At 64.1% G+C, this 16,134-nt stretch carries 22 protein-coding genes; 10 read left to right on the forward strand and 12 right to left on the reverse strand.

What is annotated here, in order from left to right:
• Window positions 1-102: 102 nt before the first annotated feature.
• A complete protein-coding gene (locus EH240_RS00270) occupies window positions 103-1,008 on the reverse strand; it encodes a methylated-DNA--[protein]-cysteine S-methyltransferase (protein ID WP_167483891.1) in 906 nt (301 codons plus the stop codon).
• 128 nt (window positions 1,009-1,136) lie between these two features.
• Here EH240_RS00270 and EH240_RS00275 point away from each other — a divergent pair, with 128 nt between their 5' ends.
• Complete coding sequence (locus EH240_RS00275; RefSeq protein ID WP_124995418.1) at window positions 1,137-1,952, forward strand: class I SAM-dependent methyltransferase; 816 nt, start codon at window positions 1,137-1,139, stop codon at window positions 1,950-1,952.
• Between the two features lie 84 nt (window positions 1,953-2,036).
• On the opposite strand, the gene EH240_RS00280 is transcribed toward EH240_RS00275, so the two are convergent.
• Window positions 2,037-2,531, reverse strand: coding sequence for a DUF2244 domain-containing protein (locus EH240_RS00280; protein ID WP_124995419.1), 495 nt, complete (start codon window positions 2,529-2,531; stop codon window positions 2,037-2,039).
• Window positions 2,532-2,553: 22 nt separating this feature from the next.
• Between EH240_RS00280 and nth the strand changes: the two genes are divergently transcribed.
• A complete protein-coding gene (nth, locus tag EH240_RS00285; protein ID WP_124995420.1) occupies window positions 2,554-3,360 on the forward strand; it encodes an endonuclease III in 807 nt (268 codons plus the stop codon).
• 304 nt (window positions 3,361-3,664) lie between these two features.
• Here the strand turns inward: nth and EH240_RS00295 are convergent, their stop codons facing one another.
• Window positions 3,665-4,120 (reverse strand): DUF2214 family protein, encoded by a 456-nt coding sequence (locus tag EH240_RS00295; protein WP_124995422.1) that lies wholly within the window; start codon window positions 4,118-4,120, stop codon window positions 3,665-3,667.
• A 195-nt stretch (window positions 4,121-4,315) separates the two neighbouring features.
• Here EH240_RS00295 and EH240_RS00300 point away from each other — a divergent pair, with 195 nt between their 5' ends.
• Window positions 4,316-4,861, forward strand: a complete 546-nt coding sequence (locus tag EH240_RS00300; protein ID WP_124995423.1) for a GNAT family N-acetyltransferase — start codon at window positions 4,316-4,318, stop codon at window positions 4,859-4,861.
• A gap of 25 nt (window positions 4,862-4,886) precedes the next feature.
• Here EH240_RS00300 and EH240_RS00305 read toward each other — a convergent pair whose 3' ends face one another.
• The 6 genes from EH240_RS00305 to EH240_RS00330 all read right to left on the reverse strand — a co-directional run bounded on the left by EH240_RS00305 (window position 4,887) and on the right by EH240_RS00330 (window position 7,277).
• The gene (locus EH240_RS00305; RefSeq protein WP_124995424.1) at window positions 4,887-5,285 is read right to left on the reverse strand and encodes a DUF1801 domain-containing protein; all 399 of its coding nucleotides are present in this window, start codon (window positions 5,283-5,285) and stop codon (window positions 4,887-4,889) included.
• A 79-nt stretch (window positions 5,286-5,364) separates the two neighbouring features.
• Window positions 5,365-5,814, reverse strand: a complete 450-nt coding sequence (locus tag EH240_RS00310; protein ID WP_167483882.1) for a DUF1801 domain-containing protein — start codon at window positions 5,812-5,814, stop codon at window positions 5,365-5,367.
• 5 nt (window positions 5,815-5,819) lie between these two features.
• Window positions 5,820-6,047, reverse strand: coding sequence for a hypothetical protein (locus EH240_RS00315; protein WP_124995426.1), 228 nt, complete (start codon window positions 6,045-6,047; stop codon window positions 5,820-5,822).
• Window positions 6,048-6,084: 37 nt separating this feature from the next.
• A complete protein-coding gene (locus tag EH240_RS00320) occupies window positions 6,085-6,477 on the reverse strand; it encodes a VOC family protein (RefSeq protein WP_124995427.1) in 393 nt (130 codons plus the stop codon).
• 69 nt (window positions 6,478-6,546) lie between these two features.
• Window positions 6,547-6,957: an SRPBCC family protein gene (locus tag EH240_RS00325; RefSeq protein WP_124995428.1), complete on the reverse strand. Its 411-nt coding sequence runs from the start codon at window positions 6,955-6,957 to the stop codon at window positions 6,547-6,549.
• Complete coding sequence (locus EH240_RS00330) at window positions 6,954-7,277, reverse strand: ArsR/SmtB family transcription factor (RefSeq protein ID WP_124995429.1); 324 nt, start codon at window positions 7,275-7,277, stop codon at window positions 6,954-6,956. The genes EH240_RS00325 and EH240_RS00330 overlap by 4 nt, the downstream gene beginning before the upstream one ends.
• A 126-nt stretch (window positions 7,278-7,403) precedes the next feature.
• On the opposite strand from EH240_RS00330, the gene EH240_RS00335 reads away from it, so the two are divergent.
• On the forward strand, window positions 7,404-8,252 hold the full coding sequence (locus EH240_RS00335; RefSeq protein WP_124995430.1) for an NAD(P)H-binding protein: 849 nt from the start codon (window positions 7,404-7,406) through the stop codon (window positions 8,250-8,252).
• Here EH240_RS00335 and EH240_RS00340 read toward each other — a convergent pair.
• A complete protein-coding gene (locus tag EH240_RS00340; protein ID WP_124995674.1) occupies window positions 8,249-9,001 on the reverse strand; it encodes an IclR family transcriptional regulator in 753 nt (250 codons plus the stop codon). The genes EH240_RS00335 and EH240_RS00340 overlap by 4 nt on opposite strands.
• A gap of 203 nt (window positions 9,002-9,204) precedes the next feature.
• On the opposite strand from EH240_RS00340, the gene EH240_RS00345 reads away from it, so the two are divergent.
• The 5 genes from EH240_RS00345 to EH240_RS00365 all read left to right on the forward strand — a co-directional run bounded on the left by EH240_RS00345 (window position 9,205) and on the right by EH240_RS00365 (window position 14,410).
• Complete coding sequence (locus EH240_RS00345) at window positions 9,205-10,182, forward strand: Bug family tripartite tricarboxylate transporter substrate binding protein (RefSeq protein WP_124995431.1); 978 nt, start codon at window positions 9,205-9,207, stop codon at window positions 10,180-10,182.
• A 127-nt stretch (window positions 10,183-10,309) separates the two neighbouring features.
• Window positions 10,310-10,846, forward strand: coding sequence for a tripartite tricarboxylate transporter TctB family protein (locus EH240_RS00350; RefSeq protein ID WP_124995432.1), 537 nt, complete (start codon window positions 10,310-10,312; stop codon window positions 10,844-10,846).
• 4 nt (window positions 10,847-10,850) lie between these two features.
• Window positions 10,851-12,374: a tripartite tricarboxylate transporter permease gene (locus tag EH240_RS00355; protein ID WP_124995433.1), complete on the forward strand. Its 1,524-nt coding sequence runs from the start codon at window positions 10,851-10,853 to the stop codon at window positions 12,372-12,374.
• Between the two features lie 15 nt (window positions 12,375-12,389).
• Window positions 12,390-13,574 carry a CaiB/BaiF CoA transferase family protein gene (locus tag EH240_RS00360; protein ID WP_124995434.1) on the forward strand — a complete coding sequence of 395 codons (1,185 nt, stop codon included), beginning with the start codon at window positions 12,390-12,392 and terminating at the stop codon, window positions 13,572-13,574.
• Window positions 13,571-14,410, forward strand: a complete 840-nt coding sequence (locus EH240_RS00365; RefSeq protein ID WP_124995435.1) for a citryl-CoA lyase — start codon at window positions 13,571-13,573, stop codon at window positions 14,408-14,410. Before EH240_RS00360 ends, EH240_RS00365 begins: the two co-directional genes overlap by 4 nt.
• Before the next feature lie 2 nt (window positions 14,411-14,412).
• On the opposite strand, the gene EH240_RS00370 is transcribed toward EH240_RS00365, so the two are convergent.
• Window positions 14,413-14,880 (reverse strand): NUDIX hydrolase, encoded by a 468-nt coding sequence (locus EH240_RS00370; protein WP_124995436.1) that lies wholly within the window; start codon window positions 14,878-14,880, stop codon window positions 14,413-14,415.
• Window positions 14,881-15,023: 143 nt separating this feature from the next.
• Window positions 15,024-15,284 (reverse strand): hypothetical protein, encoded by a 261-nt coding sequence (locus EH240_RS00375; protein WP_342634065.1) that lies wholly within the window; start codon window positions 15,282-15,284, stop codon window positions 15,024-15,026.
• A 265-nt stretch (window positions 15,285-15,549) separates the two neighbouring features.
• On the opposite strand from EH240_RS00375, the gene EH240_RS00380 reads away from it, so the two are divergent.
• The gene (locus tag EH240_RS00380; RefSeq protein WP_124995438.1) at window positions 15,550-16,131 is read left to right on the forward strand and encodes an invasion associated locus B family protein; all 582 of its coding nucleotides are present in this window, start codon (window positions 15,550-15,552) and stop codon (window positions 16,129-16,131) included.
• Window positions 16,132-16,134 lie beyond the last annotated feature (3 nt).

A 16,134-nucleotide genomic window follows, 5' to 3' on the forward strand; every position in this document is an offset into this window, starting at 1 on the left:
GCCAGTTGTATTGCCGGACAGTCGAGATATTTTTGTTTCGACTATACCTGTTTATATTGCGATCCACGGTTCTCCGCAATGACGTGCGGAAAAATCGAGGTTTCAGGACGCCACCTGTCCCGCTTCCCAGCCAAGGATGGCGCGCTTGCGCGTCAGGCCCCAGTGATAGCCGGTGAGGGCACCGGACTTGCCCAGCGCGCGGTGGCAGGGAACCACGAAGGACATCGGATTGGCGCCGACTGCCGCGCCGACCGCCCGGCTTGCGCTCGGCGCGCCGATGCTCGCCGCGATCGAGGAATAGGTGCAGGCCTTGCCCATCGGAATGCGCAGCAGCGCCTCCCAGACGCGCAGCTGGAAATCGGTGCCGATCATCACCACGCGCAGCGGCTGGTCGGCACGCCAGAGCGTCGGATCGAAGATGCGCGCGGCATAGGGCTGGGTGGCCGACATGTCCTCGACGTAAGTAGCGTTCGGCCAGCGGCCGGACATGTCGGCGAAGGCAGCCCGCTCGCCGCCGGGATCGCAGAAGGCAAGGCCGGCCAGGCCGCGGTCGGTGACCATCACCAAGGCGATGCCGAAGGGCGAGATGTGGTAGCCGTAGCGGATGGTGAGGCCGGCGCCACGGGTCTTGTAGTCGCCGGGCGACATCGCCTCGTGGGTGACGAAGAGGTCGTGCAGCCGGCCGGGGCCGGACATGCCGAGCTCGAACGAGGTCTCCAGCAGCGGCATGCCGGAATCGAGCAGCCTGCGCGCATGGTCGAGGGTCACCGCCTGCAGGAAGGCCTTGGGCGACAGGCCGGCCCAGCGCGTGAACAGTTTCTGCAGTCCGGTCGGCGTCTCGCCGACGGCCTCGGCCAGGACCTCGAGCGAGGGCTGGTCGCGATAGTCGAGGCTGATCTTCTCGATGGCGCGGCGCACCACTTCGTAGTCGCTGCCTTCAGGCGTGATGTCGTTCTGCAGGATCGCGGACGGTTTCATCCGGGTATTCATGGTCATCTGGGCGTTCATGGCAATATCTCCCATGGCAATATCTCCTTGACCGCGAATATCGGTCTTCCAGCGCTCTGCCTCCACCCGAAACTTGCCTTCCCGGCTCCCATACCCAGATAGACTCCGGTTTCGAGCCGGAGGCGTCGATGACCACGGAAAAAGTCAATCTGACCGGGGCGAGGGAGACCCTGCTGATGACGCTCTACGGCAAGGCGCTGGAGAGCCGGCTGCCCCATTCGCTGCTCAAGGACCACTTCGCCGACGAGGCGGTGCGCAGGATCGATTACGATTTCTCCAGGCTCAAGGTCGACGGCAATCTCGGCATCGGCTTTGCCATCAGGGCCAAGACGCTGGACGTTCATGTCGAGGACTTTGTTGCCAGAAATCCCGATGCCATCGTGCTGCATCTGGGATGCGGGCTCGACACGCGCGTCCTCCGTGTCAATCTGCCACGAGACGTTGACTGGTTCGATGTCGACTATCCGGAAGTCATCGAACTCAGGCGCAAGCTCTACCCGTCCCCGGACCGTTACTATCTGGTCGCGTCGTCGCTGACCGAACCGGGTTGGCTGGCCGACGTGCCGCGCAACCGCCCGGCCATTGTGGTGGCGGAGGGGCTGATGCCCTATCTCGCCGCCGACCAGGGACCACGCCTGCTTTCGCGGCTTGTCTCGCATCTGGCCGGCGGCGAGCTGATGTTCGATGCCTACAGCCGTTTCGGCCTGAAGCTGCTTCGCCTCAATCCGGCCGTGAAAGCGACAGGCGCCGAGGTCCACTGGGCGATCGAGGATCCGCTGGAACTGGAGCGGGCCGTTCCAAAGCTACGATTCGTCGAGGAGGTCCCGGCCTACAAACCGGAGCATGCCACTCATATGCGCTGGTCCGCAAAACTGTTCGTTCGTCTTTGGAAACACATTCCGGCGCTGCGCAAGATCGGTAGGCTGTTGCGCTACCGTTTCTGAGGTGCCGGTTTTGTCTTGAGCATGATCTTGTCCGAACCGCAGGTCAGCCAAGCAAAAACCGGTGCCCACTTTTCGGAATCATCCTCAGCGCGCCTTGGCGGTCGCCAAAGCGCGCGAGAAGGCGGTGGCGAAGCTTTCTCGATCGTCCGGGTTGAGGAAGCCACCGATCGAAACGCTTCTGCCTTGCGCCTCGACAGCCATCTTGGTGATGCCGATCTCGGCATGGCGGGCGATCGAAAACCGCGTCCAGAACGGGTTGAAGCGATGATCCTCGAAGCGGCCCGACGGCGCCGTCTTGCGGATGTCGAGGCTCGTGCGCGAGACCGATATTTCCTCGCGGGCGCGCGCGGCGCGATAGTTGACGCGGAAGGCGACATAGACGGCGGCGACGTCGAGCCCGAAGAAGCCGAAGACCGGCCATGCGCCACGCGTCAGGAAGATCGCGCCTGTGACCGCCCAGCCGAACAGCAGAGCGCCCATCAATATCAGAAATCCGGTGCGGCCGAGGGAACGATGGGGCGTTAGCAGGGCCTGGAAAAAAGGCTCGTCGGGTTCGAACGAGGCGTTTGTGTCACTCATGGGGTGATATTATAGGAAGGGAATGGCACCCCCCAAGTCCAAAAATTCCCTACCCGTCAAAAAGCCATCAGCCTCCGCCGCAGGCAACGGCGCGAAAGCAAAGGCGCCGTCCCTGAAAGGCGGGCCGCGCTCGCTCTACACTTCCGCCGAGGTGCACGAGATTTTCCGGCGCTTTTCCGTGCAGCGGCCGGAGCCGAAAGGCGAGCTCGACTACATCAACCCTTTCACATTGCTGATCGCGGTGGTGTTGTCGGCGCAGGCGACCGATGCCGGCGTCAATAAGGCGACAAAAGCGTTGTTTTCGGTGGCCGACACACCGCAGAAGATGCTGGCGCTCGGCGAAGCCAAGGTCGGCGACTACATCCGCACAATCGGGCTGTGGCGCAACAAGGCCAAGAACGTGATTGCGCTGTCGAAGGCGCTGATCGACGACCATGCCGGCAAAGTGCCGGAGGACCGCGACGAGCTGGTCAAGCTGCCGGGCGTAGGGCGCAAGACCGCCAATGTCGTGCTCAATGTCGCCTTCGGCCAGCATACGATGGCGGTCGACACGCATATCTTTCGCATCGGCAACCGCATTGGGCTGGCGCCCGGCAAGACGCCGGAACAGGTCGAGCAGGGGCTCTTAAAAGTGATCCCGGCCGAATACATGCGCCACGCGCATCACTGGCTGATCCTGCACGGCCGCTATGTCTGCAAGGCGCGCAAGCCCGATTGCCCGGTTTGCGTGATCGCCGATATCTGCAAATCCAAGGAAAAGACCACCGACGTGCCGGCGCCGCTGGTGCCGATTGCGCCCTTGAAGGAGGCCTTTCCCGCGGAGGTTTAGTTCCCCTCGCACCGAAATTTTGACGAGTCGGATAGTGCCCGCCTTGGCAGATCGCACGCCTTGGCGATTGGCCGAAACGCCCATCGCTTCGTCATCCTATGGCGGAGCAAGGAGCGGAGCGACGCGGCGCAGACCATAGGATCCTGTGTGTTGGTTTCGAGAGCCGCAACGGTGCAGAATTCCGCTCCGCTGCATTCCCAGGCAGAGGTCACGGCATGGATCCTTGGGTCTTCGCTCCGCTTCGCGTCGCTACGCCCTTGGATGACGATGTTGGAAAACCGCTGCACACTTTTCCAGGAATTGCTCAGTAGCCGTAGCCGCGCGCCAACGCCGCGGCAAAGACGGGGATGAGCAGGAAGATGAAGCCCTCGGCGCGGACATAGTTCTTCACCGAGGCGATTTCCGCCGCCGGCACCGAGAAGGAAGGATTGCCGCTCGCCTGCCTGCTCCAGGAGATGAAGCGGACGGTCGGGATGATCGACAGCAGGCCGACGACGATGAAGGCCGCCATCTTTGCCCAGAACACCCAGTTGTAGACGTAGAACTCCCAGCCCTTCAGCCCGAAGAACACCCGGCAGACGCCGACGATGACGATCAGCGCGGCGATGATGCCGTAGTGGCGGTCGATGCCGGCAAGGCGCTTGAGCGTCGCCGCCCCCAACTCGCCGCGCACCAGCACGAACTCGGCGCCGATGATGCCGGCCAGCGAGAACACCAAGAGGTGATGGGCGATCGCCAGCAGAAGGTCGGTGGTGCCCATGGTCTTTCCCTTCGATCGAACGTGGCGCGTCTGAATCGGCCTTGGCGCAGAGTAGCATCGCGGGGCGAAAAGCCTATACAGGGGCCAGCCAGGCCTGCACGGCTGAATGGCCTTGCGCTGGAAAATGACTTCGTCTGGCCCTTGTGCTGGTGCGCCGGATTGGTAGGTGCTGACGGTTCAACAGAGGCGAATTGCATGAGCATTGCAAAGGAAGCCGGTGTGCCGATCCTTGAGACGGCGCGAACCATCCTGCGGCCGCATCGGCTCGACGATTTCGAGAGCTATGTCGCCATGTGGGCCGACCCCGGCGTCACCCGTTTCATCGGCGGCAAGCCACGCACCCGCGAGGAAAGCTGGATGCGTTTTCTGCGTCACGCCGGGCTCTGGTCGCTGCTTGGCTATGGGTTCTGGGCGATCGAGGACAAGGCCACCGGCAGGTTCATCGGCGAGGCCGGGTTCCACGATCTCAAGCGCGAGATCGAGCCCTCGATCGAAGGTGTGCCAGAAGCCGGCTGGGCGCTGGCCTCAGTCGCGCATGGCCAGGGGCTGGCGAGCGAAGTCGTCGGGCGCATCGTCGCCTGGGGGGACGTGGTGTTCGGGCGGGCCAGGACCGTCTGCATCATCGATCCCGACAACGGCGCCTCGCTCAAGGTGGCCGAAAAGAACGGCTATCGCGAAGTCCTGCGGACCACCTATCACGACAAGCCGACGATCCTACTGGAGCGGTGGGCCAATGCCTAGCAGACGGCCCGTCAGTCTCCGCCGATCAGCGTTTGGCCTTGGACCTGTTCAGGGCGGCGGCTGCACGGACGAGAGCCTTGAGCGCTTCCTCGTCGATCTTGTCGCCCTCGCGAAAATCGATGGCGCGCCTTGTGTTGCCTTCGAGGCTGGAATTGAAGAGGCGTGAGGGATCCGGCAGCGCCGCACCCTTGGCGAAGGTCAGCTTGACGACAGCCTTGTAGGTCTCGCCGGTACAGATCATTCCGGCGTCCTCCCAGACCGGCACGCCGCGCCACTTCCATTCCTCGGTGACGTCGGGATCGGCTTCCTTGATCAGGGCGCGCAACCGGCCGAGCATCTCGCCTCGCCAATCGCCCAATTCCGCGATGCGTCCATCGATCAACTCGGAAGGAGATTTGCTATCCTGCACGCCGCTTTTCTCCATGTCTGTTCTCCTCCAATGCTTTAACAAATCGAACGCCATGATGGCTCTTCAGGCGAACCGTGCTTGATCGACAATGCGCCTACATTCGTTCGCCAGGCAATTGGCTTGCCTGTTTCACCCAGGAGACGAATTGCGCCTCGTCGAGCTGGTCGTCCTCATGGATGTGAAAATAGCGCGTGTCCTTGCTCTTGGATTCGTCGGGCGGCACCGGCTTCAGCGACATGCCGCGAAAGAAGGCCACCTTGATGTATTTGGTGAAACAGTGGATGCCGAGGAACCAGCCTTCGCCCTCCATCCCGTAGAATGGCGAGTTCCATTTGACGGCCTTCTGCACGCCGGGAACGGCCTGCGTGATGAGTTGGTCGAGCCGGCGGCCGACCTCGCTCTTCCAGCCCGGCATCGCCGCGATATAGGCCTGCACGGGAGCGTCGCCATAGCCCTTGGCGATCTGCGGGTTGCCGCCTGAAAGCAGCACGGGCTTCGCGCTCGAGGCCCCGGCGGCTACCTTCGGCGATCTCGCCTTCGCCATCAGGCCTATCCTATGCGCTCGCGCGCCGGCCCACCGCGCCATCTGGCGGCGTAGGGCAGCACGAACATGTAGAGGCCGCTGAACAGCAGCAGGAAAAGCGGAAGAAGCGGCGAATAGACCACCCAGGCGGGCGGCTCGCCCAATGCCATAGCGACGAAGTTGGCGATGACGGTCACGGTAAAGATGATCGACAGCCAGCGATGCAATTGCCTGATCCACTTGCTCCAGTCCAATGCTGCCTCCTCTGAAGAAACGAATGAAATGTCTGGCTTACCAGCGCGCCAGCTGCGTGATCTGGATGAGATTGCCGCAGGTGTCGTTGAGCTGCGCGATTGTAGAGCCGGTCACCTCGGTCGGCGCCATGGCAAAGCTGCCGCCATTTGCCGTGATGCGCTCGTGGTCGCCCTTGATGTCGTCGGTGAACAGCATGAGCGCCGGCTGGCCCTTCTTGAAGATGGCCTGCTGGTAGGTCTTGGCCGCCGGATTGTCGTTCAGCGCCAGCTGCAGCTCGGTGCCGTCCGGATCGTCGGGCGAGGCGACCGTTAGCCAGCGAAACGGCCCATTGGTGAAATCGGCTTTCTTGGTGAAGCCCAGCACGTCCGTGTAGAAGCCAAGAGCCTTCTCCTGGTCGTCGACATAGACGCTTGTCAGCTTGATCTTCATCGCATCTCCTCCATTGCTCACGCCTGCAGGTTGTCACCCGCCAACTTTTTGAACTCTTTCAGCGGGACTTCAGTCGATCCGCGCCAGGACCTCTTCCAGGGCTGCAAGGAACTTCTGCCAGCCGACGGTTGCGCCCCGGTAGTAGGACTGCTGATCTGCGCGGAAGCCCGTTTGCTCCATGCGCAGACGGGTGCCCGTGCCCATCGGCGTAAGCGTCCAGGTGACGACGCTCTCCAGGTCCTTGGTGTCCCAGGTATAGGACAGGGTCTTGTTGGGCTCGACGGTCTGGACCTGGCACTCGACACCGCCCCAGTCCGCGTTCAGATTGAAGCGGTAATCCACAACCGGCTTGAAGTCGTTCTTCATCAGCCACTCCTCGATGAGATGCGGTTGGGTGAGCGCCCGCCAGATCTTTTCCGGCGGATAGGGAATCTCGCGCTCGACGACGACGGATCGCGTTCCGGCCGGCATATCGTTCATTGATCCATCCTCTTCAGCAGATTCTCGAGATCATCGAACCGGCTCTCCCAGACGCCTGCCATCTCGCGTGTCCAGTCCATCAGCGGCGCCAGCGCGCCAAGCTGCGCGCTATAGTGGGTCTGCCGGCCCTCGTGGCGGTCGCGCACCAGCCCGGCTCCCTTGAGGACGCCAAGATGTTTCGACACCGCCGGCTGCGAGACCCCGGCCTCAGCCGTCAGCGCGCCGACCGTCTGCTCGCCTTGACGGCACAGACGCTCAAAAATGGCGCGCCTTGTCGGATCGGCAAGCGTCCGGAAGAGCATATCGTGCGTGGCCGTCATTCCATTCAACAACCCATTGGCAAATCAATAACCCATTGGCTATTGATTAATCTATAACCATTGAGATATGTGTGAGTCAAGTGAAAGCGTAGAGGGGTAGAGGGGGCGGAAGCTTGGAGCGGCAGGATGATCCTCGTCACGGGAGCAACGGGCCATGTCGGGCGCGCCATCGTCCGCACGCTGTCGTCACTCGGCCATGACGTGGTCGCTATAGTCCGGGACGTCGAGACCGCGCGGCTGCGGCTACCATCCGGAACTATCATGCGCGTTGCGGACTATGAGGATGTCACCGCCCTCAGAAACGCGTTCGCGGGCATCGATGACCTTGTCCTCATTTCGGGCGATGGCGAGGCAACCACGGTGCTCCGCCATCATGCCAACGCGATCGAGGCTGCCGTGGCGGCCAATATCGGTCACATAACATTCACCAGCATTGTCGATATCGATGAGGCGTCGCCATTCTATTTTGCGCCCGTCTACCGCGATGCGGAACGCCGGCTGGCGCTTTGCGGCGTGCCGGCGACGATCCTTCGGTGTGGGCTCTATTGCGATTTCATTCTCGACCATTGGCTTAAGCCGTGCCGGACGTCGGGAGAATTCGCGTTGCCCGCGGAAGATGGTCGGGTCGCGCCGATCTCGCGCGACGACGTGGCGTCCGCGGTCGCGGCGGCAGCGACCATGCCTGAGAAATCCCGTGCCACCTATACGATCACGGGCGGTCAATCGTTGGACTTTGGCGAGATCGCCGTCGACTATGGCCGAGCGATCGGGGAGCAATTGCGCTATCGGTCCTGTACCGAGGACGAATATCTGACGTCAGCGTCGACACGCCTGGATGAACCCTGGCCTCATGCCTTTGCGACACTCTGTGGTTCAATCGCCGAAGGTCGTTATAGCCAAGTCTCTTGCGATTTCAGCGGCATCACCGGCCAGGCGCCGGAGAGTTTTCGCGCTTTCCTGCTTCGAACAATTTAGCCGGCTGCGTCCGTGGTGAGGCTTGCCTCCTCCAGCATGGATGCGTCTTCGCCGAAGGCTCGGGTGGCGCGGGCGGCTGCTTCGAGCAGCGGGCGCTTCATGCGCGCGAGGAAGGCCGCGTCGACCCGCGTGCTTGGCCCGGCGAGCGTGAGCGCGCCGAGCAGTGCCCGTCCCGGCCCGAAAACAGGGGCGGAGATGCCGGCCGTCTGCGGATCGCGGTCGCCGATCGAGATGCAGTTATAGGTCTTGCGGATCGTTTCGTAGGGCTCGCCCTGCTCACCCGAGAAGGCGGCAAGCACCCGGCCGCCGGAGCCCAGCAGCAAAGGCAGCACGTCGCCTTCGCGTATCGTGTAGCGGATCGGATGCTTGGACTCGACCCGGTAGAGGCAGGTACGCACGTCGCCCGAGCGGACGTAGAAGGCGACGCTTTCCCAGCTCCGCTCGGAGAGATCGCGCATGATCGGCAGCAGGATATCCATCGCCACGACCGAGCGCTGATAGAGCGCGCCAAGCCTGAAGGTGGCCGGTCCGATGCGATAGCGCCCGTCGTCCAGGCGCTCCAGCAATTGCCCGCGCATCAGCGAGTTGGCCAACCGCAGGATCGTGCTCTTGTAGAGGCCGGTGCGGGCCGCGATCTCGGCCAGGCCGAGCGACCGGTCAGCAATGGTGAACGCGTCGAGAATGGCTATCGCGCGGTCGAGCGCCGCAACGCCGTCGGCCGACCGCGGGCTGGGACGAGTGTCTGTCATCGCAGTGTAGATTTCATTGTGGCCGCCCAATCCGGAAGCGACCCCGGACATGCGGATTTAGTCCGGTCTGATGTGTTCTGTCCAGCAGAATGGCATTCCCGTTGACAGAACGCGATAACAAATGCTTGAACTCGAATGCGGGTCTTAATTCAGGCCACGTCTTGGCAGGCACCGGAGGAGGTGTCGTGATTTGGAGGAATCCCATGCTAAACAGACGCAGATTCTTGACGACCACCGCCGCGGCCGGTGCTGCCGGTTTCGCCGCCTTGCACCTCACGCTGGCCTTTGCGCAGGACGCCCCGCAGATCCAGATCTTCGTGCCGGCCGCGCCCGGCGGCGGCTGGGACCAGACGGCGCGCGCGATCGACCAGGTGCTGCGCTCCGAGAAGCTGATCTCCGGCTCGCAGATCACCAATGTCGGCGGCGCCGGCGGCACGGTCGGCCTGCCGCAATTCGTCAATCAGTGGAAGGGAAAGGGCAATTCCCTGATGGTCGCCGGCATGGTCATGGTCGGCGCGATCATCGCCAACAAGGCCGCCAATAATCTCACGGAAGTCACGCCGATCGCGCGCCTCACCGGCGAGTTCGAGGCGCTGGTGGTGCCGGCAGCCTCGCCGTTCAAGACGGCTAACGATTTCGTCGCGGCGCTCAAGGAGGATCCGACGAAGGTTCCGGTGGCCGGCGGTTCTGCCGGCGGTTCCGATCACATCCTGTTCGGCCTGATCGCCAAGACGGTCGGCGTGCCTGCCGCCGACCTGTCCTACGTGCCGTTCGCCGGCGGCGGCGAGGCGCTGTCGGCGCTGCTCGGCAACCAGGTCGCGGCCGGCATTTCCGGCTATGGCGAGTTCTCCGAGCAGGTCAAGGCTGGCGCGCTCAGGCTGCTGGCGATCTCCTCCGACAAGCGCCAGGAAGGCATCGACGCGCCGACGCTGAAAGAAGCCGGCATCGATGTTGAGCTTTTCAACTGGCGCGGCGTCTTTGCCCCGCCCGGCGTTTCGGACGATGACAAGGCGGCGATGATCAAGCTGGTCGAGACCATGGCCAAGAGCGAGGCCTGGGCGACCGAGTGCAAGAACCGCAACTGGACGCAGATCCTGCTGACCGGCGACGACTATGCCAAGTTCGTCGCCGAGGACACGGCCCGCATCGGCACCATCCTCAAGGATCTCGGCCTCGCCTGAGCCGGTTCCGCCTGACCTCGAAGGGGGCCGCATCGCCTCCTTCGAGACAGCGTGGACATGTGGCGGTTCAGCAACGAAACTGCGGCGATGCTGGCGGTGGAAGGCCGGCCCTTCCGGGGAGGAGATCATGAGCACCAGCGACCAGCAGGCGTCACCGCCACGCCTTGCCATACCCGAATTGCTGATCGGCGTCGGGCTCCTCGCCTGCGCCGGCGCCGTTGCCTGGCAGACCCTGGCGATCCCGGTGTCGCCGCTCTATTCCAAGGTCGGTCCGAAAATCTTCCCCTACATCACCATGGCCGGAATGGTGATCCTATCGCTGCTGCTCATCCTTGCCGCCGTTCGTGGCGGCTGGCAGCCGGAGGAGGAAAAGGAGACGCCGACCGACCGGAAAGCGATGGGTTTTGTGGTCGCCGGCCTCGTCGCCAATCTCCTGCTTATCCAACCGCTCGGCTTCACCGTCGCCTCGGTGATCATGTTCGTGCTGGTCTGCTTCGGCTTCGGTAGTCGTCATCCGCTGCGCGATGCGTTGCTCGGCCTGGTCTTGGCGCTGGCGGCCTATTTCGGTTTTGCCAGGGCGCTCGGCGTCAACATCGGCGCCGGCCTGATCGAGAACCAGCTCAATGCGCTGGTCAACGCCGTCTTCGGCATCGGGAGGGGCTGAGACGATGGACACGCTCGGCTATCTCGCGCACGGATTTGCGGTCGCCTTCACGCCGACCAACCTGTTGTGGTGCCTGCTCGGCACGACGCTCGGAACCGCGATCGGCGTGCTGCCCGGCCTCGGGCCGGCGCTGACCATCGCGCTGCTTTTGCCGATCACCTATCAGGTGGCGCCGGAAGCTTCCTTCATCCTGTTTGCCGGCATCTATTACGGTGCCATGTATGGCGGCTCGACGACGTCGATCCTGCTCAACACCCCCGGCGAAAGCGCCACCATCGTCACCGCGCTTGAGGGTAACCGGATGGCGCGTTCGGGGCGCGGCGGCGCGGCGCTTGCGACCTCGGCGATCGGCTCCTTCGTCGCCGGCACACTCGGCACGCTGGGCGTCGCCTTCCTCGCGCCGATCGTGGTCAAGTTCGCGCTGGCCTTCGGGCCGGCCGAGTATTTCTCGCTGATGGTGCTCGCCTTCATAACCGTTTCGGCGGTGCTCGGCTCGTCCTCGGTGCGCGGGCTGACCAGCCTGTTCGCCGGCTTCGTCATCGGCATGATCGGCGTCGACCTGCAGACCGGGCAACCGCGCTTCACCTTCGGCATGGGCGAGCTGCTGGACGGCGTCGACGTCATCGTCGTCGCGGTCGGCCTCTTCGCGGTCGGCGAGACGCTCTACATGGCATCGCGCCGCTATGCCGGAAGGGACGAGATCGTGCCGCTGAAGGGCTCGCTCTATATGACGGCAGCCGAATGGGCGCGCTCATGGAAGCCGTGGCTTAGGGGCGCCGCGATCGGCTTCCCGATCGGCGCGATGCCCGCCGGCGGCGCCGAGATCCCGACCTTTCTCTCCTACGCGATCGAGAAGAAGCTTTCGAAGCACAAGGAGGAGTTCGGCACGGTCGGCGCCATCGAAGGCGTCGCCGGACCGGAAGCTGCCAACAACGCGTCGGCCGCCGGCGTGCTGGTGCCGATGCTGACGCTTGGCCTGCCGACCTCGGCGACGGCGGCGATCATGCTGTCGGCCTTCCAGAGCTACGGCATCAATCCCGGACCGCTGCTGTTGACGACGCAGGCCAATCTCGTCTGGGGCCTGATCGCCAGCCTGTTCATCGCCAATGTCATCCTGGTCATCCTCAACCTGCCGCTGATCGGCCTGTGGGTGCGTTTGCTGAAAATCCCTGCGCCGCAGCTCTATGCCGGCATCCTGGTGTTCGCCACCGTCGGCACCTACGGCATCTCGCAGTCGCCCATCGACCTCGTCATCCTCTATCTGCTGGGCGCGGCGGGTTTCCTGATGCGGCGCTTCGATTTCCCGACGGCGCCCGTCATCATCGGCATGATCCTCGGGCCGCTCGCCGAGACGCAGTTTCGCCGCGCTATGACGATCGCCAATGGCGACTGGACGGTGTTCTACCGGCATCCGCTGTCGCTGACGCTTTTGACGCTCGCCTTCATCGGCCTCGCCGGACCGCATATCTGGGCCTATGTCGAGCGGCGACGCCTGCGGGGGCCGGAGCACGTGCCTGGCGATGCCTGACCGATTTGGAGCATCATGACAGACCTGCTTTCCGGCATCCGCATCCTTGACCTCACCAATGTGCTGGCAGGCCCTTACTGCGCCTACCAGTTGGCGCTGCTTGGTGCAGACGTGATCAAGGTCGAGGCGCCGCCGGGCGGCGATCTCGCGCGCCAGCTCGGCGCCTCGCCGGAACTCAACCAGGCGGGCATGGGCGCATCGTTCCTGGCGCAGAACGCCGGCAAACGATCGGTCGTGCTCGACCTGAAGAAGCCTGAAGACTGCGAGCGTTTTCTCGACCTCGTCGCTACGTCCGACGCGCTGGTCGAGAATTTCCGGCCGGGCGTGATGGATCGGCTTGGCCTCGGCCATGAGAGGTTGAAGGAAGTCCGGCCGAGCCTCGTCTATTGCGCGATATCGGGGTTCGGCCAGACCGGGCCGATGCGCGGCAACCCGGCCTACGACCAGATCATCCAGGGACTGTCCGGGATCATGAGCATCACCGGCACGCCGGAGACCGCGCCGCTGCGGGTCGGCTATCCGGTCGCCGACACGCTTGGCGGGCTGGTGGGGGCCTTCGCCATTGCCGCGGCCCTGGTGCGACAGAAGACGAGCGGCGACGGCGCCTTCCTCGACGTCTCGATGCTTGAATGCACGCTGTCGGCGCTGGGCTGGCCGGTGTCGAACTATTTGACGGCGGGCGTCGTGCCGCGGCCGATGGGCAACGAAAACATGACGGCCGCGCCCTCCGGCGCCTTCCGCACCGGCGAGGGCCTGCTCAACATCGCCGCCAACAAGCAGGAGCAGTTTGTCACATTATGCGGGCTGATCGGCCGGCCGGAACTGGCGTCGGATCCCCGCTTTGCCGAGCGCGAGACGCGCAAGCAGAATCGGGCCGCGCTAAAGACGCTGATCGAGGACGCGCTTGCCGGCGCTTCGGCGGCGGCCTGGGAAGAAAAGCTCAACCGGGCCGGCGTGCCGGCCGGGCGAGTGCTGACGATCCCGCAAGTGCTCCAGGAGCGCCAGGTCACCGAGCGCGGCATGACGACCCGCTTCCAGGAGATACCAGGCATGGACCGGCCGCTCACGGTGGTGCGCGGCGGTTTTATGGTCGACGGCGCGGCTCCCATGCCAGCAGGCCCGCCGCCGCACCTCGACGAGCATGCGGACGAGATTTTCGCCGCCTTGCCGGCGCGCGGCAAGACGAGGGCGCGGGCATGAGCGGGGAGAAAAAGTCCGGCCGCGAGCGCGGCGAGGAGTGGTGGCGGACCGGCATCATCGAGATGCGGCCCGGCGTGATCCGGATGCGCGGCTATGAGATCCAGGATCTGATAGGCCGCGTCAGCTTCCCGGCGATGATCTGGCTGATGCTGCGCGGCGAGTTGCCGACAGAGGACCAGGCGGCGCTGCTCGGCATCGCGCTCGGCGCCGCCGTCGACCACGGCCCGCAGGCGCCGTCGATCGCCATCGCCCGCATGGCCGCCACCTGCGGCGTCGGCATCAACAACGCCATGGCCTCCGCCATCAATGTGCTTGGCGACGTGCATGGCGGCGCCGGCGAGCAGGCGCTTTCCTTCTACGGCGACATCGCCGCTGCGATGGATGGCGGCGCAGGCCTGGCGGAAGCGGTGTCGTCGCGGCTCGACCGGTTCTTCGCCGGCGAAAAAGGCTACGTGCCCGGCCTCGGCCATCGCTTCCACCCGGTCGATCCGCGGGCGCCGCGCCTCATCGAACTGACGCGGGCGTTCGCCGCGCGCGGCGTGGTCAGCGGACGTTTCGCCGACATTGCCGGGGCGATCGAGGCGGAGGTGGCAACACGCAAGGGCAAGTCGATCCCGCTCAACATCGACGGCGCCACCGCCGTCATCTATGGCGAGCTTGGCTTCCCGCCGCCGCTGACGCGCGGCCTCTTCGTGCTGTCGCGCTCGGTCGGCATCCTGGCGCATGCGTGGGAGCAGTCGGCGGAGAGCGACCGCAACAAGGGGCCGCTGCCCAAGGAATGGCTGTGGGCCTATACGGGGGCACCTGCACGGTCATTTCCTGGCGATTCCGAGTAGACCTACGCCGGATCGGTCGCCGGGGCCGTCAAATCCCTCAGTAGCGTCGCAAGCTCCGGCTCGTCGATCAGCAGAGCCGCATCGGCCGCCGGCAGCCAGGCCCGCTGGCGGTTCGCGGCTTCCGGCCAGTCGGCCATCTCCTCGGTGACCTCGAGCAGATAGACCACCACGTCGACACGGACGAAACGGTTGGCCATCCGCTTCCAGTAGGAGTAGCCGCCGGCGGGCTGCTTCAGCGCCTTGCCCAGCACGCCCGCCTCTTCCTGGGCCTCGATCGCGGCCGCCTTACGCCCGCTCTTGCCCTTCATCGGCCAGCCCTTGGGCACGATGAAGCGCCTCGTCGTGCGCGAGGTGACCAACAACACCTCGAGGCTGTCGTCTCCGCGCAGACGAAAGGGGATGGCCGCCACCTGGCGGATCCGCTCCCCTTTCTTTGCCCTGCGTACCGCTTTTTTCTTGGCTGTTGCCATCCCAAAATCCGATGAGAGCGGCATTCCCGCCGCACCTTATCCGCGCGGCAAAAATCCCGCTCCTGCAAACCCTAAAACCGCCGCCCGCGCAATCCGGCCTTGCCGACAGTAAGTCGGCTAAATAAACCGAAAAAAGAAAGATGTCAGCGGCAAACCCGCGAAATGGTGGTGCCAATCACCTGGGACTGGCAATTCTGCTTGACGATCGGCACTTCAGGGCGAGGCTTGGGCGCGATCTGCCGGTCCTGCTCGCGGTAAAGCTGCTGCTGTTGCTGGAACTGCTGCCGCTGCAGCTGGTTGCGGAGCGTCTGCAGTTCGTTCTGCTGGATCAGAGCGTTGCGGTTCGTCGGAATGACCACCTGAGCCGAGGCATTTGATGCCACACCCGAAATGGCAGCGGTCACCAGAGCCGCCGATATCAAAGCCATCGATAAGCGAGGTTGCGACATCGCTTCCTTCCCGCATGAAAAACAGAACCTTGCCGTAATATAGGATGTTTGCCCGAATGTGCCATGGTCCACGGTTCGTGTGTGGCTGGTTGACCGACTGTCATGCCAAAGAAAATCCGGCCCTTGGCCTGGCATTGCACTTGACGGGAGCAGCTGTTTCGCCGCTCTATCGCGCGGCTCAGTCCAAGGGACCGGATCGGGCTGAGTGAAGAGGAATTCCATGAAAATCAGATACAGATTGTCCGTCGCGGTTCTGGCTGCCGCAGCTGTCGTAGGTCTGCCGGCGCTCGCCGCGCAGAACAAGGTGGCGCCGGCGGCCAGCCAGCCAGACGCCACGGCCAAGCCGCAGCTGCCGGGCGGCGCTTCGGCGTTGTCGGAAACGCATGGCGACTGGACCGACAACTGCCAGGTGACGGGCACGAACAAGGTGTGCAGCCTGTCGCATCAGCAGTTCAACGTGCAGAGCGGGCAGCGGCTGCTGGCGATTGAATTGACGAGCAAGACCGGCAAGGACGCTGCCGGCACGCTGGCGTTGCCGTTCGGGCTGGCTTTGGCCAACGGCATCTCGCTCCAGATCGATGACAAGAAGCTGGACGGGACCCTGCAGTTCAAGACCTGTCAGGCCGTCGGCTGCCTGGTGCCGGTGTCGTTCGATGCCGACATCACCTCGCTGCTGCAGAACAGCACCGCGCTGAAGATCAACGCCACCGCGGCGGACACGACGCAGCCGATCGCCTTCACCATCTCGCTCAACGGATTTGCCGGCGCGCTCGCCACGACAGCGGACCTTTCGGCAGACTGATCG

It is taken from the genome of Mesorhizobium tamadayense, from assembly GCF_003863365.1.
In the GTDB taxonomy this organism is placed as follows: Bacteria; Pseudomonadota; Alphaproteobacteria; order Rhizobiales; family Rhizobiaceae; genus Mesorhizobium; species Mesorhizobium tamadayense.

What these genes read in the sequence shown, in the direction of transcription:
- EH240_RS00270 (WP_167483891.1), bottom strand. Translation starts at nt 1,008, where the DNA reads ATGAACGCCCAGATGACCATGAATACCCGGATGAAACCGTCCGCGATC.
- EH240_RS00275 (WP_124995418.1), top strand. Translation starts at nt 1,137, where the DNA reads ATGACCACGGAAAAAGTCAATCTGACCGGGGCGAGGGAGACCCTGCTG.
- EH240_RS00280 (WP_124995419.1), bottom strand. Translation starts at nt 2,531, where the DNA reads ATGAGTGACACAAACGCCTCGTTCGAACCCGACGAGCCTTTTTTCCAG.
- nth (WP_124995420.1), top strand. Translation starts at nt 2,554, where the DNA reads ATGGCACCCCCCAAGTCCAAAAATTCCCTACCCGTCAAAAAGCCATCA.
- EH240_RS00295 (WP_124995422.1), bottom strand. Translation starts at nt 4,120, where the DNA reads ATGGGCACCACCGACCTTCTGCTGGCGATCGCCCATCACCTCTTGGTG.
- EH240_RS00300 (WP_124995423.1), top strand. Translation starts at nt 4,316, where the DNA reads ATGAGCATTGCAAAGGAAGCCGGTGTGCCGATCCTTGAGACGGCGCGA.
- EH240_RS00305 (WP_124995424.1), bottom strand. Translation starts at nt 5,285, where the DNA reads ATGGAGAAAAGCGGCGTGCAGGATAGCAAATCTCCTTCCGAGTTGATC.
- EH240_RS00310 (WP_167483882.1), bottom strand. Translation starts at nt 5,814, where the DNA reads ATGGCGAAGGCGAGATCGCCGAAGGTAGCCGCCGGGGCCTCGAGCGCG.
- EH240_RS00320 (WP_124995427.1), bottom strand. Translation starts at nt 6,477, where the DNA reads ATGAAGATCAAGCTGACAAGCGTCTATGTCGACGACCAGGAGAAGGCT.
- EH240_RS00325 (WP_124995428.1), bottom strand. Translation starts at nt 6,957, where the DNA reads ATGAACGATATGCCGGCCGGAACGCGATCCGTCGTCGTCGAGCGCGAG.
- EH240_RS00330 (WP_124995429.1), bottom strand. Translation starts at nt 7,277, where the DNA reads ATGACGGCCACGCACGATATGCTCTTCCGGACGCTTGCCGATCCGACA.
- EH240_RS00335 (WP_124995430.1), top strand. Translation starts at nt 7,404, where the DNA reads ATGATCCTCGTCACGGGAGCAACGGGCCATGTCGGGCGCGCCATCGTC.
- EH240_RS00340 (WP_124995674.1), bottom strand. Translation starts at nt 9,001, where the DNA reads ATGACAGACACTCGTCCCAGCCCGCGGTCGGCCGACGGCGTTGCGGCG.
- EH240_RS00345 (WP_124995431.1), top strand. Translation starts at nt 9,205, where the DNA reads ATGCTAAACAGACGCAGATTCTTGACGACCACCGCCGCGGCCGGTGCT.
- EH240_RS00350 (WP_124995432.1), top strand. Translation starts at nt 10,310, where the DNA reads ATGAGCACCAGCGACCAGCAGGCGTCACCGCCACGCCTTGCCATACCC.
- EH240_RS00355 (WP_124995433.1), top strand. Translation starts at nt 10,851, where the DNA reads ATGGACACGCTCGGCTATCTCGCGCACGGATTTGCGGTCGCCTTCACG.
- EH240_RS00360 (WP_124995434.1), top strand. Translation starts at nt 12,390, where the DNA reads ATGACAGACCTGCTTTCCGGCATCCGCATCCTTGACCTCACCAATGTG.
- EH240_RS00365 (WP_124995435.1), top strand. Translation starts at nt 13,571, where the DNA reads ATGAGCGGGGAGAAAAAGTCCGGCCGCGAGCGCGGCGAGGAGTGGTGG.
- EH240_RS00370 (WP_124995436.1), bottom strand. Translation starts at nt 14,880, where the DNA reads ATGGCAACAGCCAAGAAAAAAGCGGTACGCAGGGCAAAGAAAGGGGAG.
- EH240_RS00380 (WP_124995438.1), top strand. Translation starts at nt 15,550, where the DNA reads ATGAAAATCAGATACAGATTGTCCGTCGCGGTTCTGGCTGCCGCAGCT.